Source organism: Streptomyces sp. NPDC005955 (genome assembly GCF_042871255.1).
Taxonomy (GTDB): Bacteria; Actinomycetota; Actinomycetes; order Streptomycetales; family Streptomycetaceae; genus Streptomyces.
In genome coordinates this window covers 413,970-438,747 of sequence record NZ_JBIAIF010000004.1, presented here as the reverse complement: position 1 = coordinate 438,747, position 24,778 = coordinate 413,970, and the positions used below count along the sequence as shown (strand labels likewise).

Below are 24,778 nucleotides of genomic sequence, written 5' to 3'. Positions count from 1 at the left end.
GACGGTCACCGTGGCACGACCCAGGATTCTCGTGGTGGGCGCCGGTTTCGCCGGGGTGGAGTGCGTCCGCAGGCTGGAGCGGCGGCTGACGCCCGGGGAAGCGGACATCACCCTCGTCACCCCGTTCTCGTACCAGCTCTACCTGCCCCTGTTGCCGCAGGTCGCCTCGGGGGTGCTGACCCCGCAGTCCATCGCGGTGTCGCTGCGGCGCAGCCGCCGGCACCGCACCCGGATCATCCCCGGTGGCGCCATCGGGGTGGACGCGGCGGCGAAGGTCTGTGTGATCCGGAAGATCACCGACGAGGTCGTGAACGTGCCGTACGACATCGTCGTCCTGGCTCCGGGCAGCGTCACCCGCACGTTCGACATCCCCGGACTGGTGGACCACGCCCGCGGGATGAAGACCCTGGCCGAGGCCACCTACATCCGGGACCACGTCATCGCCCAGCTCGACCTCGCCGATGCCAGTCACGACGAGGAGGAACGGGCCTCCCGGCTCCAGTTCGTCGTGGTCGGCGGCGGGTACGCGGGCACCGAGACCGCCGCCTGCCTGCAACGCATCACCACCAGCGCCGTGCGGCGCTACCCGCGGCTCGACGCCCGACAGATCAAGTGGCACCTCGTCGACATCGCCCCGAAGCTCATGCCCGAGCTCGGCGACAAGCTGGGGCTCGACGCCCTGGCGATCCTGCGCCGACGCGGGATCGAGGTCTCGCTCGGCGTCTCGGTGGCCGAGGCGGCGGCCGACGAGGTGACCCTGACCGACGGCCGGGTCCTGCCGTGCCGCACCCTCATCTGGACCGCCGGGGTGGCCGCCAGCCCGCTGATCGCCACGCTGGGCGCCGAGACGGTGCGCGGACGGCTCGCCGTGCGCGCCGACATGAGCCTGCCCGGCACCGACGGCGTCTTCGCCCTCGGTGACGCCGGCGCCGTCCCCGACGTCGCCAAGGGCGGCGACGCGGTGTGTCCCCCCACGGCGCAGCACGCCTCGCGCCAGGGCAGCAAGGTCGCCGACAACGTCATCGCCACGCTGCGCGACCAGCCGCTCCAGCCCTACGAACACCGGGACCTCGGGCTCGTGGTCGACCTCGGCGGCAAGGACGCCGTGTCCAAGCCGCTCGGTGTCGAACTGCGGGGCCTGCCCGCCCAGGTGGTGGCCCGCGGCTACCACTGGTCGGCGCTGCGCACCAACGTGGCCAAGACGCGGGTGCTGACCAACTGGGTGCTCAACGCGGTCGCCGGGGACGACTTCGTCCGCACCGGATTCCTCGCGCGGACCCCGGCCACCCTGCGCGACTTCGAGCACACCGATGCGTACCTGACTCCGGAACAGGTCCGCGAGCACACGGCCGCACTGCGGGCGACCAGGGCGTGAACACCCGCCGCCGGGGCGTTCGACGCCCCGTACCGCGGCATCCGTCCGTCGTGGATCAGGCGCCCGGCACCCGGTCCAGGAAGCCGAACACCGAACGGATCCGGTCGTCCTCGTCGAGCACCATCACATCGGACCCGGCGGCCGGCGCAGACCCGTCCGCCGGGTTCACCAGCTCCCAGGAGAACCGGGCCGTGTCGTGGTGGCCGTCCACGGCGCCCGTCTGCCGGAACACCAGCCCGGGGAACTGCGCGTGGACGCCGTTGATCGCCGCGGCGAGCTGCTCGTGCCCGGCCACGTCCGCCAGCGGGTCCGTGTAGGTGCCGTCCTCGGTCCAGGCGGCGGCGACCGCCCGGGCGACCTCCTCGGGCGAGCCCGCGTTCCACGCCTCGAAGTAACGGGCGGCGGCGTTCTCGTAGCGGTTCGCGGTCATCGCGGGGCCTTTCGTCGGGCCCGGTCCCGAGGTCGGACCGGGGTGTGCCGTGCGGTGGTCACCACGATGCCCGCCCGGCGCGCCGGGGGCGATTACCCGCGAGGTAATCGCCCCCGGGCGGGCGGCCGTTCGCTCAGTGGTCGCCGCCGAGCAGCCACTCGCCCGGCAGCGCGGAGCGGACCGCGTCCAGCGCCGCGGCGTCCCGGGCGCGGGCCCACAGCCAGTCCGTGCCGTCCGCGCGCAGCAGCACGCCGTCCCCGGTGAACCAGCGCACGGGCGGCCCGTCCGGCACCGCCCACACGGGGTACGGGGCGAGGGGGAGCGGGGTGAACCGTTCCGTCAGGGCCGTGCTCGTGGGCGCGTCCAGATGACGGTTGTCGGTGGGTCCGTCGGGCGCGAGGAGCCGATCGGACAGCACCATCTCGACGCAGCCCAGCGAGAAGCGGTCGAGGAAGGGCCGCCACTCCTCCTCGTCGGTCGCCCGGAACCACATCGGGGGGTCGGCGTCCGCGCGGTCGCCGGACGCATCGGCGTCGCGCGACACCGGTACCCCCCATTCGACCGTGTACTGGTTCTCCACCCGGACGATGAGCACCGAACCGCTCGCGTCGGTCTCCCACTGCGCGGGCCGCAGCAACCGGTCCTGGGCGCGGACCAGGTCGTCCCGGCGCCCGAAGAGCGCGTACGCCGCGTGCACGGCGGCCGGCAGTCGGATGCCCAACCGGCCTGCGTGCTCCCGGAGTTCACCGGCGGGCCAACCGTCGTCGGGCGTGAGGGGGGTCGCCCAACGCTCGGCGAACCATCTGATGAAGTCCCAGGCCCCCTCGGCCCCACCGGACGCTGCGGCGAGCACGGGCCGCGGGTCGTAGTCGTCTCCCATGATCGTCAGCCTAGTAGCGGGCGATCATGACACGGGGCCGGATGCCGGGATCGTTCCGCGGACCGTCGGACCCGATGGGACCGGGCGGTGCCGCAGGCGCGCGGGTCGGGGCGCCGGTCAGCGGGCCCACCAATGGGCGAAAGCGGACAATCTGCATAGACTGGCGAGGTCACAGCCAGGACCGGACCCGGACGTGCGGCGGAGTTGAATCATGGCGTCGAACCGCCCCGCGGACCCACCCGACGACCTGTTGGCCCGCCTCGGCTCCCTCACCGCCGAGGCGAGGACGCGGGCGGAGGCGCACCGCACCCAGGTGGAACTGGCACTCGCCCTCCAGCGCGGCATGCTGCCCACCGAGCTGCCCGCCGCCCCGGGGCTGAGCGTGGCGGCCCGCTACGCCCCCGCCTTCGCGGGGCTGAACGTCGGGGGCGACTGGTACGACGGCTTCGTCCTGCCCGACGGCAGCATCGGCTACTCCATCGGCGACGTCCAGGGACACACCATCGAGGCCGCCGCCTTCATGGGGCAGGTCCGGGTCGGCCTGCGGGCGCTGGCCTCGGTGACCAGTGACCCGGGGGAGCTGCTGGGCCGCACCAACGACCTGCTGCTGTCGCTCGGCGGCGCGCTCTTCGCCACCTGCACGATGGTCCGCTTCGATCCGGTCGCCTGGGAGCTGGACAGCGCCCGCGCCGGCCACGTGCCCTTGGTCCGGGCCACCGCCGACGGCGCCTCCGGCGTGGTCGAGGACGAGGGAGGGCTGCCGCTCGGCATCGAGTCGGGGGTCACCTACCCGGTCACCCGGTACCGACTCACCGGGCGGGGCGCCTTCGTCCTGGTCACCGACGGGGTGGTGGAGGGCCCCTCGCTCGCCGTCGACGAAGGGCTGGCCCAGGTGGCCACTCTCGCCGGAGTGGGCGTCGGCGCCGCCCTGGGCGCCGAGTCCCTGGCCACGTCGGTGATGCGGATCGCCGACTCGATCGGCCATGACGACGACGCCGCGGTCCTGGTCATCAGCCACGACGCTCCGCCGCAGGGGGCGGCGTCGGGGCGCGGGGAAGGGGAGGAGCGCACCTGACGCCCGGGGCACCCGTTCCGGGTGCTGGTCTGGACTGGTCCGGTCCGGCCCGATCCGGCACCCGGGACGGTCCGGGCCTTGCGGGGTGGACCGGCAGGGGGGGCGGGCGGTCGGGGCGGGCCCGGTCCGCGGCCCCTCGTGGGGTGGGCCCGCCGCGGGCCGAGCGTGTCACGACGGCCCGACCGGCGGCGCGCGGTGTCTGATGGCTGGCGTGGCGAACAACCAGTCCAAGGGCCGACGGGCCGTGGTGCTCGTACTCCAGAACCTCGCCGTCGCGGCCTGCTACTACGTCGGCGGACGCCTCGGTCTGCTGAAGGCGCTGGTGGTCGAGGGCTCCGTGGTCAGCCCCATCTGGCCGCCGACCGGTATCGCCCTCGCGGCGCTGCTGACGCTCGGACCTGCGGTCTGGCCGGGCGTCGCGCTCGGTGCCCTGCTCGTCGTCGAGTACATCAGCACGCCGCTCCAGCCCAGCGCCATCGGCATCCTGGCCGGGAACACGCTCGCCCCGCTGTGCGCGTACGTCCTCCTGCGGGCGGTCGGCTTCCGCAACGAGCTGGACCGGCTGCGGGACGGCTTCGTGCTGGTGTTCCTGGGCGCGCTCGTCGGCATGCTCGTGAGCGCCACCGGAGGGGTGGGCCAGTTGTTGTTCAGCGGCCGGATCCACGCCTCGGACTTCTGGCCGGTGTGGTCGGCGTGGTGGACCGGGGACGCGCTCGGCGTGCTCGTGGTCACCCCGGTCCTGCTCATCCTGTGGCGGACCCGCTGGCCGCTGCCGTTCGACCGCTGGCCCGAGGTGCTGGCGCTGGCGGTCTGCGCGGGGTTCGTCGCACCCTTCGTGGCGACCAGTGAGCTCAGTCTGCTCTTCCTCGTGTACCCGCTGCTGATCTGGGCCGCGGTGCGCTTCCAACTGCCCGGTGCGGCCCTGTGCGCCCTGTTCGTCTCGGTGGTGACGGCGGTCGCCGCGGCCGACGGCGACGGCCCCTTCGAGGGGCACAGCCAGTTCGAGGTGATGATCAACCTCCAGGCGTTCAACGGCTCGGTCGCCCTGACCGCCCTGCTGCTGGCCGCGCTCGTCACCGAGCAGCGCACGATGCGGCTGCGCGTCGAGCAGGCGGTCGCCGAGCTCGCCGAGGTGGTCGAGCGGCTGGCGCCCGGCTGGGGTGGCGGGCGGCGGCGACCGCCCCGGGAGGAGTGAGCGCAGGTCGGGTGACGTGCCGCAGCTCACGACGGGACCGGAACAAAGCCAGCTGGTTCATCGTTCATCTAGATGTGGACGTGGAGGGAACAGTGTCCCCGGGCCCAACCCTTCGCCCACGAGGACGATCGTTCGGCTGAAGCCTCGTGGAGCCCCCCGCCGAGAGGCGACCGCCCTCCGAGTCCCCCTGGTCCGCCCCGGCTGGTCCCCCCCGTCCAGTCGGGGCTCCCTTTTGCGCCATCCCGGTCGGGTGGTGGGTGCGGTGCGCACCGTTCGCGACCCGGCCCGGGTGCGTCGAGCCCGGTGTTCGAGGTCTCGCACGGGGGCGTCGGTGCGCCCCGGACGGGCGGTCGCGTTCCTTCGCTCCCGCAACGACACACGGCCTGCGGACGTGGCCGGAACTGGCCCGTGTACGGAGCCAGTTCTCCGGTGGTCAGCCGGTCTTCGACCCGACTTTGTCTAGACCTATTTTGTCTAGACCTCTTGCCTAGCCGATGATCCGCGGGCTACGTTTCCGGCTGTTCGGAAGTACTTCAAGTTTCCTTCAATTCCCTTGACGAGCAAGGCTGGAAGGAGCATGTCCGCATGCAGGACCGGAGTTTGTCCAGACGAACCGTTCTCGCCTCCGCGACCGTAGTCGCGGCGGCAGCCACGGGCGTCGTGGGAGTAACGGCCTCCCCCGCACTCGCCAGCAAGCGTGACGCGGGCCTCAGGACGCTCATCTCGAAGATGAGCGTAGAGGCGAAGATCGGCCAGCTGTTCGTGCCGTACTTCTACGGTACCTCGGCCGACAACCCCAACCAGTTCGACCGGGAGCGCAACCTCCGGGAACTGGGCGTCGCCACCGCCGCAGAGCTCATCGCCAAGTACCACATCGGCGGTGTCATCTACTTCTCCGGCTGGGCGAACAACATTCAGGACCCCCACCAGGTCGCGGAGTTGACGAACGGCGTCCAGCGCGCCTCGCTCGCACTCGATACGGGCATCCCCTCCCTGATCTCCATCGACCAGGAGCACGGTGCGAACGTCCGCATCGGCAGCGGCGCCACCCAGCTCCCCGGCGCCATGGCGCTCGGCGCGGGCCGGAGCCTGTCCGACGCGCGCACCGCCGGCTGGATATCGGGCACCGAACTCGCGGCCCTCGGCATCCACCAGAACTACGCCCCGGTCGCCGACGTCAACGTCAACCCGGCCAACCCCATCATCAACGTGCGCTCGTTCGGCGCGGACGCCAACGCCGTCGGACGCATGGTGGCCGCCCAGGTGAAGGGCTACCAGGGGGCCGGTGTCGTGGCGTGCGCCAAGCACTTCCCCGGACACGGCGACACCGGCGAGGACAGCCACACCGGACTCCCCGTGATCACCCACACCCGCGAGGAGTGGGACCGGATCGACGCCCCGCCGTTCAAGGCGGCCATCGCCGCCGGCGTCGACTCGATCATGACCGCGCACCTCCAGGTCCCCGCGCTCGACCCGAGCAACGAGCCCGCGACCCTCTCGCCCAAGATCCTCCAGGGCGTGCTGCGCGGCGAGCTCGGCTTCGACGGGGTGATCGTCACCGACGCCCTCAACATGCGGGGCGTGCGCACCAAGTACGGTGACGACCGCGTCCCCGTCCTCGCTCTCAAGGCCGGCGTCGACCAGCTCCTGTTCCCGCCGAACATCGACGTGGCCTACAACGGCGTCCTGGCCGCCGTGCGGTCCGGTGAGATCACCGTGGCGCGGCTCGAAGAGTCGGTGCTGCGCATCCTGCGCCTCAAGCACAAGGTGGGCCTGTTCGACGGCAACCCCTACATCTCCCCGCGCGAGGTGGACCGCGTCGTCGGCGCCGCCAAGCACAAGGCCGCCGCCGGCCGGATCGCCGAACGCACCACCACCCTGCTCGTCAACAAGGACGAGACGCTCCCGCTGCGCCGCAGGCAGAAGAAGCTGCTGGTGGTCGGCGCGAGCCCGGCCTTCCCCACCGACGCCAACCGCACCTCGGTGCCGGAGCTGGCCAAGGCGTTCGACGAACTCGGCCTCACCACGACCGCCCTCGCCACCGGCCGGGCCCCGGACGCGGCGAAGATCGACGAAGCGGTCGCCGCGGCCCAGGGCCGGGACGCCGTGGTGGTCCTCACCGACAACGTCAACGCCACCAGTGCCCAGCGCACCCTGGTGTCCCGACTGATCGCGACGGGCGTGCCCGTGATCCACCTCGCGGTCCGCAACCCGTACGACATCGCCCACCTCAGCGGCGTCCGGGCCTCCCTCGTGTCCTACTGCTGGACCGAGGTGGAACTGCGGGCCGCCGCCCGGGTCATCGCGGGCCGTGTCGAACCGCGCGGCAAACTGCCCGTGCCGATCCAGCGGGCCGACGACCCGACGAAGGTGCTCTTCCGCTCCGGCCACGGTCTGTCGTACGACGACTGACCCGGCACGGTCGCCACGGGCCGACCACCGGGCGCCGGACGGCGCTCCACCCCACGGGCGGAGGCCGGTGACACGCACACCGCGTCCCGTACCGCCCCCACCGCCGTGCCCCACCCCGCACGCACGTCTGACCCGGCGGAGCCGGAACCCCCCACCGGGGACTCCGGCTCCGCCCAGGTCGTTCCCGGCCCATCCCCGCGCGCGGGCCCGCCGCCCGCGCCGGCCCGGACAGCGCTCGGCCCCGGCACCCTTCACAGGTACCGGGGCCTCGTCGTTCGCGACGGCCGGTGTTACGCGGCCGTGCTCGGCTGGAGGTAGCGCTCCAGCAGGTCGTCCAGACTCACCAGTCCGGCGAGCCCGCCCGACGCGTCCCGGACCACCGCCAGCGAGGCGCGACGCCTGCGCAACTGCTCCACGGCGTACGCCACCGTGTCGTCCTGCGCCAGCTCCGGCAGCGGTCGGGCCAGCTCACGCGCGGTCGTCGCGCGCTCCCGGGCCCGGGCGACCAAAGCGTCCCGGGTGTGCACCGACCCCACGACCCGATCCGCCTCACGGACCAGCAGCCGCGTCCGGTCGGCCGCCGACGCCACTCCGAGGATCGTGCCGGGGCCGGCGGAACCGTCCACCCAGGTGATGTCCGCCGCGGGCACCAGCAACTCCGCCACCGGGGTCAGCGGCTCCGTGAGCGACCGGGTGATCAACTCCGAGTCGGCCGCACTGATCAGACCCGTGCGCCGCGACTCCGCGACCAGGTCCGCCAGCTGTTCGCGGTCGTGTACCGGAACCAGCTCGTCCCGCGGGGTGACCCGGCACAGCCGCACCAGGGCGTTGCTGACCGCGTTGAGCACCCGGATCAGCGGACGCACGGCCTTCACCACCGCCCGGAACGGCGGCGACAGCAGCATGGCCGACCGCTCGGGGTGCGCGATGGCCCAGGACTTGGGGGCCATCTCGCCGACCACCATGTGCAGGAACACCACCACGACGATCGCCACGGCGAAGGACACCCCGTAGCTCAGACCGGTCGGAAGGCCCCAGCCGGTCAGGACCGGGTCCAGCGCGTGGGACACCGCGGGCTTGGAGATCGAGCCCAGGCCCAGGGTGGTCACCGTGATGCCGAGCTGGGCGCCCGCCAACATCAGCGACAGCTCCCGCATCCCGGCGAGCGCGGCCTTGGCGCCGCGCCGCCCCTCGGCGGCGGCCTTCTCCATCCGGTGCCGCTTCGCGGCGACCAGGGCGAACTCCGCGGCGACGAAGAACCCGCTGCCGATCAGCAGCAGCAGGGTCAGGAACAGGGCGACGGACAGGCTCATGCCGTCACCTCCTCATCCGAGTGGCGCAGGGCGGCGCCGTCGTGGCCGCCCCGCTGCGGGGTCTCGCCGGACGGCGTGGACTCCTGGGGTGCGGGCCGGTGCTCGATGCGCACCCGTTCCGGCACGTGCCGGTTCAGGGTGCGCACCTCGATGAGCGCGGCGCTGCCGTCCGGCAGGGCCACGTCCACCCGGTCACCGATCGCGGGGAAACGTCCCAGCCGGTCCACCACGAGGCCGGCGACCGTGTCGAAGTCGTCCTCCTCGGGCAGCGGCACGTCGATGACCGGCGCGACCTCGTCGATGCGCCGACCGGCGTCGACCAGCCAGCCGGACCCGTGGGGCACCGCGAGCGCGGTGACCCGGTCCGTCTCGTCGGCGATGTCACCGACGAGCTCCTCGGCGATGTCCTCGTAGGTGACGACGCCCGCCACCCCGCCGTGCTCGTCCAGCACGACGGCGAACTCGTCGTCCGCCTCCCGCATCCGGGTCACCGCGCCGGGCAGCGGCAAGGTGTCCGGCAGCAGCAGCGGACGGCGGGCCAGCTCGCCCGCGGTGCTCGCCGCGAGCCGCTCGGCGGGCAGCCGCGACAGCTCCCGCACCCCGAGGACCCCGGCGACGTCGTCCGGATGGTCTCCGAGCACCGGGTACGTCGAGTGCCCGTGGCGTGCGATCAGCTCCACGGCGTCCGCCCCGGAGGCGTCCCGGCGGATGAAGACGGTGTCCGCGCGGGGCACCATCACCTCGCCCATGGTGCGCTCGGAGAACTCCAGGGCGTGATCGAGCAGCTCCGCCGTGTCACGGGGCAGTGCGCCCCGCTCGTGCGACTCGTCGATCAGCTGGCCCAGCTCCTCCAGCGTCGCCCCGTGGTGCAGCTCCTCGACCGGCTCGATGCCGATCCGGCGCAGCAGCCAGGCGGCGGCCCCGTCGAAGACGTGGATGACCGGGCCGACCACCTTCAGATAGGCGAGGGTGGACGGCGCCAGCGACTTCGCGAGCCGCTCGGGCACCGCGATCGCCAGGTTCTTCGGGGCCAGCTCACCGAGGACCATCTGCACCACGGTCGCGACCACGAAGGCCAGGGCGACCGAGATCCCGTCCACGGCGGCGTCGGGCACCCCCACCCCCGAAACCAGGGGCCGGATGACCGCCGACACGGACGGCCCGGTGAGGAAGCCGACGATCAGGCCCGTCACCGTGATGCCCAGCTGGGCACCGGAGAGCATGAAGGAGAGCCGGCTCATGACCTTCAGGGCGCGCGCCGCGCGCCGGTCACCCGCTTCCGCCTCCCGCGCCAGCGCGAGCCGGTCGGCGGAGACGTAGGTGAACTCCTGGAGGACGAAATAGCCCGTGCCGACGGTGAGCAGGAGTACCGCCAACAGGCCGAGTGCGGCATTCATCGAACACCACCCCGCCGGGTGCCGCGATCACGCGTGAGAGGGCGGGATGGTCCGGGACTGTGTCCCGGAGGGTCGGGGTCCGTCGTCTGGGCGGACAAGTGGCCACTCCTCATAGGTGGTCGTTCTGTGGGTGCTCCCTACAACGAGCACCTCACGATCATTGTTCCCGAACCCTCCGAGAACCGACGAGGGACCCCCGTCGGGGTACCGAAGAGCAGCCCTGACCTGCGCTTCAGCACCCCGCGGGAGCTGCCGGCGGGGTCAGCCGGCGGGGGTCGGCCCCGGTTCGACGGCGTCGGCCACCGCAGCGGCGCCGCTCGCGGATCCCTGCTGCCGGGCCACCGCGAGCGCCACCGCCCCGGTGACCACGGCCACCGCCAGCAGGGCCGCGCTCACCCACACGGGGGAGCGGTAGCCCAGTCCGGCGGCGATCGTCAGCCCGCCGGCCCAGGGGCCGACCGAGGCGCCGACGTTGAACGCCGCGGTGGCGCTCGCCCCCGCCAGCATCGGCGCACCGGCGCCCGCGTAGAGCACCCGGGTGACCAGCGTCGAGCCGATCGCGAACGCCAGGGCGCCCTGGACCAGCACCAGGACCAGCACCACCGCCGGCCGGCCCGCGCCCTGCGCCAGCAGCACCCAACCGGCGAGGTGCACCACCGTCCCCACCGCCAGCAGCGGCACCGGCCGGGTGTCGGCGAGGCGGCCGGCCGCGGTGACGCCGGCGAAGGAACCGATGCCGAACAGCACCAGCACGGCGGGGACCCAGCGCTCCGGGATCCCGGACACCTCGGTGACCAGCGGCGCGAGGTAGGTGAAGCTCCCGAACGTGGCGCCGTTCACCAGCGCGCACAGCGCCAGCAGCACCAGGGGCTCACGGCGCCCCAGGACCCGCAACTCGGCGAGGACGTCCCGGAACCCGGGGACGCGCGCATCGCCCCGGCCGGCCGGGACGGAACGCCAGACGGCCACCACCGCGGGCGCCGACAGCACCACCACGGCCCAGAACGCCGAGCGCCAGCCCCAGTGCTGGCCGAGCAGCGCCCCGCCGGGCACCCCCGCCACGCAGGCCAGGGTCACCCCGCCGAGCAGCACCGCCGTCGCCCGGCCCTTGGCGTGCGGCGGGACCAGGGCGGCGGCGGCCGTGAACGCCACGGCCAGGAACCCCGCGTTGGCGAGCGCCGCGATGACGCGGGTCACCAACAGCACCGGGAAGCTGACGGTCAGCGCTCCCACGGCGTGCGCGGCGAGGAAGACCACCAGGAACACCAACAGCGCGTCACGGCGGGACCAGCGCATGGCGGCGACCGCCATCAGGGGTGCGCCGATCACCATGCCCACGGCGAACGCCGAGGTCAGCGCCCCGGCGGCCGGAAGCGTGACGTCCAGGTCACGGGCGATGTCCGCGAGGAGGCCGGACAGCATGAACTCGGACGTGCCCATGGCGAAGACCGCCAGTCCGAGGAAGTAGAGAGCAAGAGGCACCGCAGAACTCCACAGCCGTTTCGAGATCCGACAGGAAACGAGACCGGCGGTCCGCGGGGTGGCGTCGGCGCCCCGGCACCGGGGGTGCGGGGGCGCGGCGGGGAGCCACCGGGCGACGGCCGGTGGCTAGCCTCTGTCGGACTCGGGGCTGTTCACGCCGGGCAGCCTAGGAGGACGCGCGGCGTCCCGTCCACTGCATTACCCGGGCGTGCGGGCGACCGTCCCGCGGTCCGCCGGTCCCCGGTGCGGCGGTTGTTCGGGTGCGGGTCGCACCGGCGCGGGCCGGATGCCCCGACGCTCCGGCGAGCCGGGCGTCACCAACACCGGTCGGCCGTAGTGCCGCACGCCCAGCGGTTCGCCGGACAGCAGGGTGTAGGTGGCCGCCTCCCCGGTGATCTCCACCCGGAGCCGTCGCCCCACCACCTCCAGCGTGAACGCGAGCCGGCTGAACCGCTCCGGCAGCCGGGGCGAGAAGTTCGGGGTGCTCCCCAGCAGCCGCATCCCTCCGAACCCGGCCACCAGCGCCATCCAGGTCCCGGCGAGGGAGGCGATGTGGAGCCCGTCGCGGGTGTTGTTCTCCAGGTCGTCCAGATCCATCAGCGCCGCCTCCGCCACGTACTGGTAGGCGAGCGCCAGATGCCCCGCCTGGGCGGCGATCACCGCCTGGCAGCACGCCGACAGCGACGAGTCCCGTACGGTCAACGGCTCGTAGTAGGCGAAGTTGCGGGCCGTGTGCTCCTCGTCGAAGTACTCGCTGCACTTGTACATCGCCAGCACCAGATCGGCCTGTTTGACGACCTGCTTGCGGTAGATGTCGAAGTACGGGAAGTGCAGCATCAACGGGTACTGGTCGGCCCGGGTGTCCGCGAAGTCCCACACCTGGTGCCGGGTGAACCCGGACGACTGCTCGTGCACCCCGAGTTCGTCGTTGTACGGGACGTGCATCGCCTCGGCGGCGTCCCGCCAGGCGGCGCTCTCCTCGTCGTCCACCCCCAGCGCCGCCGCCTGCTGCGGATGGCGCTCGACCGCGTCCGCCGCGGCCAACAGGTTCGCCCGGGCCATCAGATTGGTGTACGTGTTGTCGTCCTGCACGGCGCTGTACTCGTCGGGGCCGGTGACCCCGTCGAGGTGGAACGCCCCGTGGTGGTCGTGGTGGCCGAGCGAACGCCACAACCGGGCCGTCTCCACCAGGAGTTCCACCCCGGTGTCCCGTTCGAAGGGCTCGTCCCCGGTGACCGCCACGTACCGGCTGACCGCGTCCGCGATGTCCGCATTGACGTGGAACGCCGCCGTACCGGCCGGCCAGTACGCCGAGCCCTCCGAGCCGTCGATGGTGCGCCAGGGGAACGCCGCGCCCTGGAAGCCCAGTTGGGCGGCCCGCTCCTTCGCGGCCGGTAGGGTGTTCTGCCGCCAGCGCAACGCCTCCGCCACCGCGAACGGGGAGGTGTAGGTGAGCAGCGGGAGCACGAAGATCTCGGTGTCCCAGAAGGCGTGGCCGTCGTATCCGGAGCCGGTCAGCCCCTTCGCCGGGATCGCCCGCTGTTCGGCCCGGGCGCCCGCCTGCAGGACGTGGAACAGTGCGAACCGCACCGCCTGTTGGATCTCCTCGTCCCCGTCGACCTCCACGTCCGAACGCGCCCAGAAGTCGTCCAGGTAGGTGCGCTGTTCCGCGACCAGCCCGTCCCAGCCGACGTTCATCGCCGCGGCGAGCGCCGCGTCGACCTGGTCGCTGACCGCGGGGAGCGAGCGGGTGCTCGACCAGCCGTACGCCACCACCTTGTCGAGCCGCAGGGTGTCGCCGGGCGCGAGCGTGGAGGCCAGGGTGAGACGGGCGACGTCCTCACGGCTCTCCCTGCTCGTCGTGGTGGGCCGCGGTCCGGTGACCACGTGGTCGGCCGCCGCCCCCACCCGCAGCTCACTGGTCCGGGTGCGGTGCACCAGGCCCAGCCGCGCGCCCGTCGCGAAGTGCGACTCGGGTTCGAGCGGGGACTCCAGCGCCACCGACGCCCGCGGGTCGCCGTTCGCCCCGGGCAACTGCTCGTTGGCGACGAGCTCGGACTGGATGACGATCCGCACCTCCGAGTCGACGGCTTCGACCTCGTAGCGCACCGCGGCGATGGCCCGTTGGGTGAACGACACCAGACGCGTCGAACGCACCCGGACCGAGCAGCCCGCCGGGGACACCCACTCGCACACCCGCGTCAACACGCCCGCCCGCAGGTCGAGGGTGCGCTCGTGGGACACCAGCCGCCCGTACCGCAGGTCGAAGGGCTCGTCGTCGACGAGCAGCCGGATGACCTTGCCGTTGGTGACGTTGATGACGGTCTGGCCGGACTCCGGATAGCCGTACCCGGCCTCCGCGTACGGCAGCGGGTGCAGTTCGTACACCCCGTTGAGATACGAACCGGGCAGCCCGTGCGGTTCCCCCTCGTCCAGGTTGCCCCGCCAGCCCACGTGCCCGTTCGACAGGGCGAACACCGACTCGCTCTGCGGCAGCACGTCCAGGTTCAGCGACCGTTCGCACAGGGACCAGGGTTCCACCGTGTACGAGGAATGGGTGATCATGCGCGCGTCTCCAACTCGGCGAGGTCCCGCACCACCGTGTCCGCCCCGTGGGCCCGCAGCGCCTGCGCCTGGCCGACCCGGTCGACCCCCACCACGTACCCGAAGTGACCCGAACGGCCGGCGTCCATTCCGGCGAGCGCGTCCTCGAACACCGCCGACCCGGCGGGCTCCGCCCCGAGGTCGGCCGCCGCCGCGAGGAACGTGTCCGGCCGCGGTTTGCCGGGCAGTCCCCGCCGCGCCGCCACCACCCCGTCGATCCGCACGTCGAACCGGTCCTCCGCGCCGACCGCCCGCAGGACGTCCCGGCAATTGGTGCTGGAGGAGACGACCGCGGTGCGCAGCCCCGCGGAGCGCACCGCGTCGAGGTAGCGCAGCGAACCCTCGTACGCCTCCACCCCGCCCGCCTTGATCCTCGCCAGCAGCAGGGCGTTCTTGCGGTTGCCCAGCCCCCGCACGCTCGCTTCGTGCGGGCCGTCCCCGTCCGCGCCCTCCGGCAGGGTGATGCCGCGGGAGGCCAGGAAGGACCGGACGCCGTCGGCCCGGGGGCGGCCGTCCACGTAGCGGTCGTAGTCCTCCTGGGTGAAGGGCCGGAAACCGGGCCCGTCGCGCTCGCGCAGGAAGGCGTCGAACGTCTCCTGCCACGCGGCGGCGTGCACCACGGCGGTCTTCGTGATCACGCCGTCCAGGTCGAACAGACAGGCGACGATGGTGTCCGGGAGACCCAGCCCTGCACGTGTCCCCATGGCGAGAACCTCCGGGTCCGGAACGCCGAAGCGGTGGTCGCCGCCATCGTAAGGCGGTCCCCGTCCCCCCACCCGTCGGCGGCCCGGACCGTCGCCCCCTCAGCCCGCCTCAGCCCGCGCCGGCCGCCCGGGGCGCCGCCGCGACCGGAGACCCGTCCGCGCCGAGGAAGTGGAAGTCGGGACGGGGGTGCATCAGGAACTCGTGGTGCGAGATGTTCCAGGCGTAGGCCCCCGCCATCTGGAACACCACCCGGTCCCCGGCCCGCAGCCCCGCTGCGGGGACCCGCCGGGCGAGCACGTCCTTGGGCGTGCACAACTGTCCGACCAGGGTGACCGGGCCGCGGCCCGCGGCGGGCCGCGGCCACGGGTGCGGCCAGGGCCCCACGGGCAGCACCGTGCACGGCTGGTCGTGCCCCTTGGTGGCGGGGGTGCGCAGGTGGTGGGTGCCGCCGCGGACCACCGCGAAGTCCTCGCCGTGGCTGTGCTTGACGTCCAGCACCTCCGTCGCGTACCAGCCGCAGTACGCGGTGAGCGCCCGGCCGGGCTCCACCCGCAGGGTCAGCCCCGGATGTTCCGCGAGCAGCGCGGCGAGGGCGGTGCCGTACGCCGTCCAGTCGAACCGGACCTCGGGCCGCGCGTAGTCGACGGCCATCCCGCCGCCGACGTTGACCTCTCGCAGCCGCACCCGGTGCCCGTCGGCGAGCGCCGTGGACCAGCGCACCACCTCCCGGGCGACCGAGGCGAGGGTGCCGGCGTCGAGGCCGCTCACCAGATGGGCGTGCGTGCCCCACCACTCCAACTGGGGGAACGCGCCCCCGGTCAGGAGGCCGAGGACCGCATCGGCCTCGGCGGGGTCGATGCCGAAGGGGCTGGGGCCGCCGCCCATGGTGAGGGAGCCGCCGGTGAGGGCGTCCTCGGCGACCGCCAGGTTGAACCGCGTCAGCACCGGGACCCGCACCCCGGGCGCGGTGCGGGCGGCGAGGGCGGCGAGCATCCGCAGTTCGTGCGCGCTCTCGACGTGGAACCGCGGCACCGGCCCGCCCGCCGCCGCGCCGGCGAGGGCCGCCGTCACCTCCGCCGGGGTCTTGCCGGGCCCGCCGAAGGCCAACGGACGGTCCGGCACCGCCGTCGCCACGTGCGCGAGCTCACCGCCGGAGGCCACCTCGAACCCGTCGACCAGCGGGGCCAGGGCACCGAGGACCGCGGGTTCCGGATTGGCCTTCGCCGCGTAGTACAACTCCACCCGCTCCGGCAGCGCCGCCCGGACGGCGGACGCGTGCGCGCGCAGCGCGTCCAGGTCGTAGAGGTAGGCGGGCAGGCCGTCGGCGGACAGGTCGAGGACCCGTTCGCGGACCGCCTCCGTGGGCGCGGTCACCGGGCGCTCCAGTCGGTGTCGGTGCGGCTCGCCCCGGACAGCACGTCCTCGGCCAGCGGCGAGGGCACGTGCACGTACCCAGCGTCCCGGTCCGCGGAGCGCTCCCACCGCGCCAGCAGGTTCGCCTTGGCGGGCAGCGGCACCCCGGCGAGGAGGGCGCGCAGCCGCGGCGGGCAGCCGTGTTCGCGGGCGTACTCCTCGACGGTGGCGCGCAGCCGGGCCCACAACGCCCGTTCCCGGTCGGGGTGGAGGTCGGCGAGGGCGGCCAGCACCTCCGCGGCGTGGTTGACGAACAGGCAGTACACGACGCGGTCCCAGCCGCGGCGCGCCCCGTAGGTCAGGGGGCCCGCGACCTCCGGCGGCAGCGCGGCGAGGGTCCGTGCGTGGTGCTCGGGGACGAGCTTGGTGCCCTCCAGGTCCCGGAAGAGCAACTGCACGGGCGTACCGTCGCCGTCCACGCAGACGATGACGTTCTGGAGGTGCGGCTCCAGGACGACGCCGTGGTCGAAGTAGGCGGCCAGCACCGGCGGCACCAACAGCCGCAGGTACGCGGACCACCAGCGCAGCGCGGTGTCGGGGTCCGCGTCGGCCAGCAGCCGGGACACCTGCGCCGGACCGGTCGGGTACTCGTCGGCGACGGCGGCGGCGAGCAACGGGGTGGCGCCGGGGCGCAGATGGCGTTCCAGGCCCTCGCGGACGATCACCCCGAAGCCCTCCAGCAGGGACCGGTCGGGCCGTCCGTCGGGCCCGGGCAGGGCGAGCGAACGGTACGCGGGCTCCCGGAGCACCGCCGTGCCGGGGAACCGGGCCGCCAGGTCGGCGAGGACGGGGGCGAGCACCCGGGACAGGGCGACCGCGCCGGTCAACTCGTAGGCGGCGTTCTTCCGCAGGCAGTTGGTGATGCGGACGTTGAGGCTGAACTTCAGGAACCCGTCGTCGGTGTGCAGGGTGCGCACCGACGCGGTGGGCCGCACGTCCTCGGTTCCCGGGCCGAGGTCCACGACGTCGCCCCGGTCGAGGGCGGCGCGCAGCACCGGGTGGTCGGCCAGCATCTCGTACTGCCAGGGGTGGGCGGGCAGCAGCCGGAACCCCTCGGGCACGCTCCGCAGCCGGTCCAGCGGGTCGGTCGCGGACGGCTCGGTCCGTTCTTCGGCGACCAGATCCTGACGGACGGCCAGCATGCGCAGCGGGAAGGCGGCCCCCGCTTCCGGTGCGTAGGCCGCCCAACGGGCCGGATCGCCGCTGTGCGCCTTGGGCGTGGGGTGGAAGCGGTGGCCGAGCAGCAGGGACTGCTCGGAGGCGAGGTACACGGCGAGCGGATCGTCGCCGAGGGCCCGGGGGGCGGGGCGCGGGGCGGCCAGGGCGGCGCGCACCCCGCGGTGGCTCGCGCCCACCTGGGAGAGGAACTCGTCGTTGTGGGCGCCGGTGCGCAGGGAGAGTTCGGCCCGGGTGTACTCGGCCAGGCGCAACCAGTCGACCTCGGACCAGCCGTCTCCGGTGTCCTCGCCGCCGCGGGCGAGCCGTTCGGTGACGGGGCCGGTGAAGCGGTGCGCGCCGAGCAGGGAGGTGCGGCGCAGGGCCACGCGCAGCAGGACGCCCAGCCGGGGGAGCCGGAGCAACAGGTGGTCGCCGATGACGGACGCCTGCCGTTCGGGCCCCGACACCTCGCGGAGCAGGCAGTTGAGGAGGGTGTGCGCCACGGCGAGGTCCGCGCCGGGCAGGTCCGGGACGGGCGCCGCAGTGCGCGGCAGGCCGGAAAGAGTGCTGGGCATCAGCGGATTACGCCCCTCGCAGGAGGTAGTTGGGACCGGTGGTGTAGTGCTTGTTGACGTCCTGGGCGCCCGAGCGCTGCTTGGTGAGCAGCGTCCCCGCGGTCACCATCGCCTTCACGGGCAGGCGCGCGGCGTCGAGTACGTGGGCGCGCAGGGCCGCGCCGGGCTGTCCGGGGCCGGTGCCGAGCCGTTCGACGGCCTCGCCGAGCCGGTCGCGCACCAGGGCGAGGAGCCGGTCGAGCGGGGCGCTGCCGTGCCGGGCCAAGGCGAAGGCGGGTGCCCCCGCGCACAGGTGGACGGTGATGGTGGTGAAGAGGTCGAGCACGGCGCGGTCGTCCTGCCCGGTGATCCGGGTGTCGTCGAAGCCGCTGAGGTCGTGCGCACCGAGGGTCGCCCGGAGCCGTCCGGTGTGCACCCGGGGACCGTCGTTGTCCTTGAACAGCAGGCGCAGGGGCGGCCGTTGCGGTCGGTCGTCGAAGGCCAGGGAGATGTTCTGCTGGTGCGACTCCAGCGCTATGCCGTAGCCGAAGAGGGTGGTCTGCCAGTCGAACAGCAGGGTGAGGACGGCGTCGAGGAGGGCGACGGGGTCACCGTCGTGGAAGCGGTCGGCGAGCCGGTCGATGACGAGCCCGCCCCCGGGCGCCGGCGCCGTGAGCGCGGCCATCGGCACCACCACCGAACCGTCGAGCCCTGCCGGCCAGCGCCGTCGCAGCACGGCCAGCAGCTCGTGGCCGGCATGGGCGTAGCGGGTCTCGTCGGCGTGCAGCACGGTGCCGTCGAAGCGCGGCTCGCGCGCGGCGACGGCCGCCAGCAGCCGTTGGCAGGCGGCGCCGTCGCGCAGGGTGCCCGGCTTGATGGTCCGGCGGTTGAGCCGGCCGAGGGTCGCCGTGGCCAGCGGCACCTTGAGGTGGGTGCCGGGGTGCGCGGTGAGGGCGACGGTCCGCATCGACAGGGTGGGCACCACCTCCGCGTACGGCTGCTCGGCGAGCACGGCCCGGTCGTCGAGGCCGGCCTCCTTGAGGGCGCCGTGCAGCGGGGCGCCCGCGGTGAGGGGGTGCACCGGCAGCGCGATGTGGTCGGCGTCCAGGGAACGGGGCAGTCCGAGCGTCGAGGGCGCGGGCCAGCCGGGGGCGGTCGTCAGGCCCTCGTCCACCACGTCCACCCGGGGGAGGGCCAGCCAGCGCAGCCGGAAGCTGGGGTGGAACTCCGGCGCGTACGAGCGTAGGTGACGGTCCGTCAGGCCGATTCGACCGCGTCCGGTCGGGTACACGGGGTGGTCGAGCCGGGCGGCCAGGGTGTCGAACGCCAGCGGGTCGGTCCAACGGGCGGGGTCGGGGCCGTACGCGCCGGTGAGCCGGGTGACGACCTCGGTCCGGGTGCCTTGGTGCAGCAGTTCGGCCGCGAGGGACTGGCGGCACTCGTCGGCGAAGGCGTCGAAGCCGGGCCGGTCCGCCGGGTCGGCGAGGTCCCCCAGGGCGGCCAGTACGGCGTCGGCGGTGTCGAGGTCCGTGGCCGGACCGGGTCCCTCGCGGCGCAGCAGCGGCAGCCGGGCGGCGAACTCGGACTGGAAGCCGTCGGGCTCCACCGGCAGGGCGAGCGCACCGCCGGGGTGCTCCCGACGGAGCCAACTGCCGTCCGGGCGCTCCACCCGGGTGCTGCGGGTGCGCAGCCCGGCCACGTCCTCGCGCAGCAGCGCGGTCAGGACCCGTAGGAGGTGCCGGTCGCGGTGCGCGCGGGTCCCTGCGGTCACGGTGTGATCTCCCAGTGGTGGTGGGCGAGGAAGTCCTCGACGGCCCGGTCGACGGCGCCCTGGTCGCGCCCCGTGGCGCGCACCACGCCGAGGAGGTCCCGGTTGGTGTGGTGGACGTCGTGGCGTTCCCCCAGGGCCCGCAGCGGACGGTACGTCAGTCGGACGCCGCCGGAGTCCAGGTCGATCCGCTGGGGGGCGGCGGTCAGGGTGCCGGCACGGCGTGCGTACGGGTAGTCGAGCCGGGCGGCGCCGTCGGTGCGGGCCCCGAGGTCGGCGGGGAGCGGTTCACCCAGATGGGTAAGGAGGACGTGGGCGAACAGGGGAATCCCGAGGAGGTCGGCGAGCAGGAGGTCGCACTGGTCGCCTATGGCCCGGTAATTCACTTCGATGATGCGGGCCCGGCCGCTGCCGTCCACCACGAATTCGGTGTGGCAGGCGCCGAAACCGACCCCCAGCGCGTCGAGCTGCGTCAGTATCTGGTCCACCACGGCCGGGGGGTGCGCCGGGACGTAGGTGAGGCGTTCCTCGATGAAGTACGGGGCGGGGGACAGGTCGGTGCGGAACCCGCCGAGCACATGGCGGGTGTTCCCGTCGCCGAGCGTCTCCAGGGTGTGCAACTCGCCTTCCAGGTACTCCTCCACCACCAGCGCGGCGCCGGGTCGGCGGGCCCGGATCTCCTCGCAGCGGGCGAGCAGTTCGTCCGGGGTCTCCACCCGGACGACGTCCTCGCTGGCCACCCCTTCGCGGGGTTTCACCACACAGGGGTAGGGCAGTGCGGCGCCGTGCAGGGCGTCGGCGGGTGCCGTCGTCGCGGGAACCTCCAGGCAGCGCACGCGGTCGGCCCCGGTGGTGCGCAGATGGCGTCGCAGCAGCGCCTTGTCCTTGGTGCGCAGGGCGGTGCGCCAGTCCTTGCCCGGGAGCCCGAAGTAGTCGGCGGCGAGCGCGGCCTGGGTCTGGAGGTGGTCGCTGTTGGTGAAGATCGCGTCCGGCCGTTCGCCGGCCGAGACCACGCTGATCACCTCCCGGAAGTCCCGTACGTCGCACGGCAGGACCTCCAGGTCCGGATGGCGCGTGCGATGGGCCTCGGGCTGGTCGGTGAGAACGGTGACGCGCAGTCCCAGGGAGCGCGCGGCCGGGAGGAATCCCTCGGTGACCGAGTCGGTGGGATTCAGTGCGAGCAGGTACATCCGCATGATCGGGAACACGAGCCGAGAGCTTAGGTTAGGCATGCCTAAGAGTGTCAATTCGTCCGGGCGTCATGTCGATTGGCTTTCTACCCCGTTGGTGCTAGTAAGGTGAGCCTTCCCTAAAGATCTTTGCGGGTCCGCCGCCACCCGCGGTGATTTTCTCATGCCCCCACCCCGTATTTCGTACGGTGTTCTAGGAGTACCCGTGTTCCTGGCCCCGGCGTCGGCCCCGACCGCCCCTGCCGTGAGCTCCTCCGTCCTGCTGGCCGCCACGTACCGGCGTCTCGCCGCCGCGTGTCCCGCCCTGGACGTGACCTGCGCCGAACCCTCGTCATCAGCCGGCCAGGGCTGGATCGACGGCGCCGAACTCGCCTGCCGCGAAGACTTCCTGAACGCCTGGTTGGAAGGGCACGCGGCCCGCATCCGCACCCGTTACGCCCACGAGCCGCGTCCGGACGTCGTCGCCTCCCGTGCGCTGCACGCCTATCTGTGGTCCGCGGCCGTCCTCATCAGCGGTCCCTGGTACCTCGAACGGCGGGTACCGAGGGTCAGTCCGCGTGATCTGCGGATCAGCCGTACGAGTGAGGCGTACGAGATCGTTCCCGCCTCCTTCAGCTGTCTGCCCGACGACCCCGCCGCCGGGCTGCCCGGGGTCCGCGTCCTGCCCCACGAGGAGGCGTTGCGGGCCGAGTTGCGCGCCGCCGTCGCCGATCACGTGCGTCCGCTGCTGGCCGCCACGGGCCCCCGCGTCCGCCGCGGTCCCCGGGCCCTGTGGGGGATGGTCGGCGACGACCTGGTCTCGGTCGTCTGGTACCTGGGCCGGATGCACGGTGACGAGGCCCGCGGGGTGCGGGAGGCCGAGGAGTTGTTGCCCGGAGCCGTCAGCCCCTATCCCGGCGGCGCGGCCTTCCGGACGCTCACCACCCGCAACGGACGTGAACACCCGACGCGCACCCGCCTCGGCTGCTGCCTCTACTACGCGATCCGTCCCGCCGAGGCGTGCGCCACCTGCCCGCGCACCGGTGACGCCGAACGGGTGCGCAGGATCGAGGACGGGGTCTGAGGTCCGGGCGGGAGCGCGGGTCCGTTCCGCCTCCCGCCCGTCCGTCTCACTGCCGGGCCGTCAGTCGTTCGCCGTCGGCCTTCGCCGCTGTCGCGTCGCGCCGGCCGCTCCCGGCGACCGGGTCGGCCGGGGGTCGGGTGGTCGGCAACCGGCGCAATCGCGTCAGTACGAGGACCGCGAGCGCCGTGGTGACCGCTCCGCTGAGCGCCGCGGTCGTGTGCAGTCCGTCCGTGAAGGCCGCCCGGGCCGCCGTCAGCAGGTCGTCGGCGAGCAGGTCGGGCAGGGACTCCGCGGCGCGGACGGCCCCGCCGAGGGTGTCGCGGGCGGCCCGGGCGGCTTCGTCGGGCACGGCCCCGGGGATCGTGTCCGCGACCTCGGACCGGTAGACGGCGGTGCCGACGCTGCCGATGACGGCGATGCCCATGGCCAACCCGAACTCGCTGCCCGTCTCCGACAGGGCGGAGGCCGAGCCGGCGCGCTCCGGCGGCGAGCTGCTGATGATCAGGTCCGTGGTGAGGGTCATCGCCGGACCCAGGCCGAAGGAGAGCAGGACGAACCCGGTCACCACGAGGGGCAGTCCGTCGCCCGGTCCGTCGGGGGAGACCAGGGAGAGGGTGACGAACGCCGCCGTCGAGACGAGCAGCGCCGCGGCCATCACCACGGCCGGTCGGATCCGTCGCACGAGCAGCGGCGCGAGCATCGATCCGGCGATGCCGAACACGGTCGACGGAAGGGTCCACAGTCCCGCCCGCAGGGGTGAGAGGCCCACCACCAGTTGGAGGTACTGGCCCACGAACAACTGGGTGCCCGCCATGGCGAAGATCGCGAACGCCTGGGTCGACATGGCCAGCGAGAACGTGCGGTTCTTGAACAGTCCCAGGTCCAGCAGGGGCTGACGGAGCGTCCGCTGTCGCCGTAGGAACGCGGAGCCCACCAGCGCCCCGCCCGCGAGCGCGGCCAGGGCCGCCAGGTCGGGGCCGTGTTCGGCCAGCCGCTTCACCCCGTACACGGTGGGCAGAACCGTCGCCAGCGACAGTGCCACGCTGACCAGGTCCGTCCGGCCGGCGCCGGGCTCGCGGTACTCGGGCAGGAAGCGGGGGCCGAGGAGCAGCAGCACCAGCATCACGGGGACGCCGAGCAGGAACACCGAGCCCCACCAGAAGTGCTCCAGCAGCGCCCCGCCCACCAGGGGGCCGAGGGCTCCGCCGGCCGTGAACCCGGTCATCCAGACGCCGATCGCGACGGTGCGCTGACCCGGGTCGGGGAACAGTTGACGGATCAGCGACAGGGTCGACGGCATCAAGGTGGCCCCGGCGATGCCGAGGAGGGCGCGGCTGAGGATCAGCAGTTCCGCGGTGGGCGAGAAGGCGGCCAGTACGGAGACGACGCCGAAGGCCGCGCCGCCGATCAGCAGCAGTCGCCGCCGCCCGATCCGGTCGCCCACGGCGCCCATGGTGATGAGCCATCCGGCGATCAGGAACCCGTAGACGTCCAGGATCCACAGGAGTTGGGCGCTGGAGGGGTTGAGGTCGGCGGTGAGCGACGGGACCGCGAGGTGCAGCACGGTCAGGTCCATCGCGATCAACAGGGTGGGCAGGAACAGGACCGCGAGCCCCGTCCACGCCCGCCGCCCCGCCCGTGGGGGTGCCGGGTCGATCGGGCTGGGTGTCGTGCCGTCCATGGACGTGCGCCTCCTTGCGTCGGGATGAGGCGACGCTAGGGGCTGAAGTTAAGTTGAGGTCAAGCGTGGACGGATGCGGCCCTTCGCCTTGGCCCTCGCCTTGACGCCTCGCCTTGATCCTTCGTCAGGGGGCGGGTTGCTCGCGCCGTGGTGAGTCGTACCGCTTGCCCGATGTTGTAAGGTAAGCCTTACCTTAGTGCGCATGAGGATCGCGGTGCGCACGGACGCGTCCGTGCTGCCCGATGCGCCCCTCTGGAGCGCTGGGGGAATCCGGAGCCGTCGGCGAGCCCGTCCTGACGTCGCGTCAGGACGGGCCGACGCTCCGGACCACGAACCTGCGGCGGGGCGTCCTCCTGTTCGGTCCCTGAGGAGGGCCCTCGCCGTAGTGGAACCGTCAGCGGGCGGGGTGCCCGCGGTCACGTCCCGTCGGCGCCCCGCCCGGCCGCGCAGGGCGACCCCGCCCGGGCGGGGTCGCCCCGGAGCGGGTCAGACGCCGAACGCCGCGGGGTACCGGATGGTGCCGGTGGGAACCGCCCGGGTGTCGTCCAGGGCCAGGGCCATCATGTACTCGTCGGGGACGTCGAACGGGCTCCGGATGCCGAAGCGGGAGGCCGGGGTGAAGCCGAACCGCGGATAGTACTCGGCGTGCCCCAGGACCAGGACGAGGTTCTCGCCCATGGTCCGGGCGGCGTCCAGGGCGGCGCGGACGGCGGCGGATCCGGCGCCGGTGCGCTGGGCCGCGGGGCGTACCGCGCAGGGTGCCAGGGCGAGGGCGGGTGCGTCGTCGACGTGGCACCGGGTGAGCAGTGCGTGTCCGACCGGGGTCCCGTCGGGGCCGGTGGCGATCATGGACAGGCCGTCGATCCATGCCTGCGGATCGGTGCGCAGCGCGTCGACGAGGTCGGCCTCCAGCGCGGTGGGGAAGGCGGCGAGGTTGATCTCGCGGACGGCGGCGACGTCCTCGGTGCTCCGGGTGTCCTCGGGGCGGGTGGTCCAGATGGTCATGGTGTTCTCGTTCTCGAAGAGGTGAGGGGTGTCGTTGAGGGGGCCCGGGGTGGGGGCGGTGCGGGTGCGGCTGCGGTG

18 protein-coding genes are annotated in these 24,778 nt (G+C 73.4%); 5 read left to right on the top strand and 13 right to left on the bottom strand.

Annotated features, from left to right (window positions below; all coding sequences use genetic code 11):
• The first annotated feature begins 10 nt into the window (after nt 1-10).
• Complete coding sequence (locus ACFYOU_RS13610) at nt 11-1,375, top strand: FAD-dependent oxidoreductase (RefSeq protein ID WP_391305511.1); 1,365 nt, start codon at nt 11-13, stop codon at nt 1,373-1,375.
• 55 nt (nt 1,376-1,430) lie between these two features.
• On the opposite strand, the gene ACFYOU_RS13605 is transcribed toward ACFYOU_RS13610, so the two are convergent.
• A complete protein-coding gene (locus ACFYOU_RS13605; protein WP_391305510.1) occupies nt 1,431-1,805 on the bottom strand; it encodes a nuclear transport factor 2 family protein in 375 nt (124 codons plus the stop codon).
• 133 nt (nt 1,806-1,938) lie between these two features.
• Nucleotides 1,939-2,685, bottom strand: a complete 747-nt coding sequence (locus tag ACFYOU_RS13600; protein WP_391305508.1) for an SMI1/KNR4 family protein — start codon at nt 2,683-2,685, stop codon at nt 1,939-1,941.
• A 211-nt stretch (nt 2,686-2,896) separates the two neighbouring features.
• On the opposite strand from ACFYOU_RS13600, the gene ACFYOU_RS13595 reads away from it, so the two are divergent.
• The 3 genes from ACFYOU_RS13595 (at nt 2,897) to ACFYOU_RS13585 (ending at nt 7,367) form a co-directional block, all read left to right on the top strand.
• Nucleotides 2,897-3,760 (top strand): SpoIIE family protein phosphatase, encoded by an 864-nt coding sequence (locus tag ACFYOU_RS13595; protein ID WP_391305506.1) that lies wholly within the window; start codon nt 2,897-2,899, stop codon nt 3,758-3,760.
• A 202-nt stretch (nt 3,761-3,962) separates the two neighbouring features.
• The gene (locus ACFYOU_RS13590; protein ID WP_391305504.1) at nt 3,963-4,955 is read left to right on the top strand and encodes an MASE1 domain-containing protein; all 993 of its coding nucleotides are present in this window, start codon (nt 3,963-3,965) and stop codon (nt 4,953-4,955) included.
• Between the two features lie 585 nt (nt 4,956-5,540).
• Entirely contained in the window at nt 5,541-7,367 is a 1,827-nt protein-coding gene (locus tag ACFYOU_RS13585) for a glycoside hydrolase family 3 N-terminal domain-containing protein (protein ID WP_391305503.1), read from the top strand.
• A 290-nt stretch (nt 7,368-7,657) separates the two neighbouring features.
• Here ACFYOU_RS13585 and ACFYOU_RS13580 read toward each other — a convergent pair whose 3' ends face one another.
• From ACFYOU_RS13580 to ACFYOU_RS13540, 9 genes are all read right to left on the bottom strand, one after another.
• The gene (locus ACFYOU_RS13580; protein ID WP_389766302.1) at nt 7,658-8,680 is read right to left on the bottom strand and encodes a hemolysin family protein; all 1,023 of its coding nucleotides are present in this window, start codon (nt 8,678-8,680) and stop codon (nt 7,658-7,660) included.
• The gene (locus ACFYOU_RS13575) at nt 8,677-10,077 is read right to left on the bottom strand and encodes a hemolysin family protein (protein WP_389766304.1); all 1,401 of its coding nucleotides are present in this window, start codon (nt 10,075-10,077) and stop codon (nt 8,677-8,679) included. The genes ACFYOU_RS13580 and ACFYOU_RS13575 overlap by 4 nt, the downstream gene beginning before the upstream one ends.
• A gap of 261 nt (nt 10,078-10,338) precedes the next feature.
• Nucleotides 10,339-11,559 carry a Cmx/CmrA family chloramphenicol efflux MFS transporter gene (locus ACFYOU_RS13570; protein WP_391305500.1) on the bottom strand — a complete coding sequence of 407 codons (1,221 nt, stop codon included), beginning with the start codon at nt 11,557-11,559 and terminating at the stop codon, nt 10,339-10,341.
• Between the two features lie 198 nt (nt 11,560-11,757).
• The gene (locus ACFYOU_RS13565; protein ID WP_389766308.1) at nt 11,758-14,124 is read right to left on the bottom strand and encodes a glycoside hydrolase family 65 protein; all 2,367 of its coding nucleotides are present in this window, start codon (nt 14,122-14,124) and stop codon (nt 11,758-11,760) included.
• Nucleotides 14,121-14,867: an HAD-IA family hydrolase gene (locus ACFYOU_RS13560; RefSeq protein ID WP_391305498.1), complete on the bottom strand. Its 747-nt coding sequence runs from the start codon at nt 14,865-14,867 to the stop codon at nt 14,121-14,123. The genes ACFYOU_RS13565 and ACFYOU_RS13560 overlap by 4 nt, the downstream gene beginning before the upstream one ends.
• 109 nt (nt 14,868-14,976) lie before the next feature.
• Nucleotides 14,977-16,242, bottom strand: a complete 1,266-nt coding sequence (locus ACFYOU_RS13555; protein ID WP_391305496.1) for a type III PLP-dependent enzyme — start codon at nt 16,240-16,242, stop codon at nt 14,977-14,979.
• Entirely contained in the window at nt 16,239-18,014 is a 1,776-nt protein-coding gene (locus tag ACFYOU_RS13550) for an IucA/IucC family protein (RefSeq protein ID WP_391305494.1), read from the bottom strand. The genes ACFYOU_RS13555 and ACFYOU_RS13550 overlap by 4 nt, the downstream gene beginning before the upstream one ends.
• 7 nt (nt 18,015-18,021) lie before the next feature.
• Nucleotides 18,022-19,764 (bottom strand): IucA/IucC family protein, encoded by a 1,743-nt coding sequence (locus tag ACFYOU_RS13545; RefSeq protein WP_391305493.1) that lies wholly within the window; start codon nt 19,762-19,764, stop codon nt 18,022-18,024.
• Nucleotides 19,761-20,957, bottom strand: coding sequence for an ATP-grasp domain-containing protein (locus tag ACFYOU_RS13540; protein WP_391305796.1), 1,197 nt, complete (start codon nt 20,955-20,957; stop codon nt 19,761-19,763). Before ACFYOU_RS13540 ends, ACFYOU_RS13545 begins: the two co-directional genes overlap by 4 nt.
• A gap of 199 nt (nt 20,958-21,156) precedes the next feature.
• On the opposite strand from ACFYOU_RS13540, the gene ACFYOU_RS13535 reads away from it, so the two are divergent.
• Nucleotides 21,157-22,014 (top strand): (2Fe-2S)-binding protein, encoded by an 858-nt coding sequence (locus tag ACFYOU_RS13535; protein WP_391305492.1) that lies wholly within the window; start codon nt 21,157-21,159, stop codon nt 22,012-22,014.
• Between the two features lie 46 nt (nt 22,015-22,060).
• On the opposite strand, the gene ACFYOU_RS13530 is transcribed toward ACFYOU_RS13535, so the two are convergent.
• Both ACFYOU_RS13530 and ACFYOU_RS13525 read right to left on the bottom strand, forming a co-directional pair.
• Entirely contained in the window at nt 22,061-23,695 is a 1,635-nt protein-coding gene (locus tag ACFYOU_RS13530; protein ID WP_391305490.1) for an MFS transporter, read from the bottom strand.
• A gap of 486 nt (nt 23,696-24,181) precedes the next feature.
• On the bottom strand, nt 24,182-24,700 hold the full coding sequence (locus ACFYOU_RS13525; protein WP_391305794.1) for a GNAT family N-acetyltransferase: 519 nt from the start codon (nt 24,698-24,700) through the stop codon (nt 24,182-24,184).
• Nucleotides 24,701-24,778: the final 78 nt, after the last annotated feature.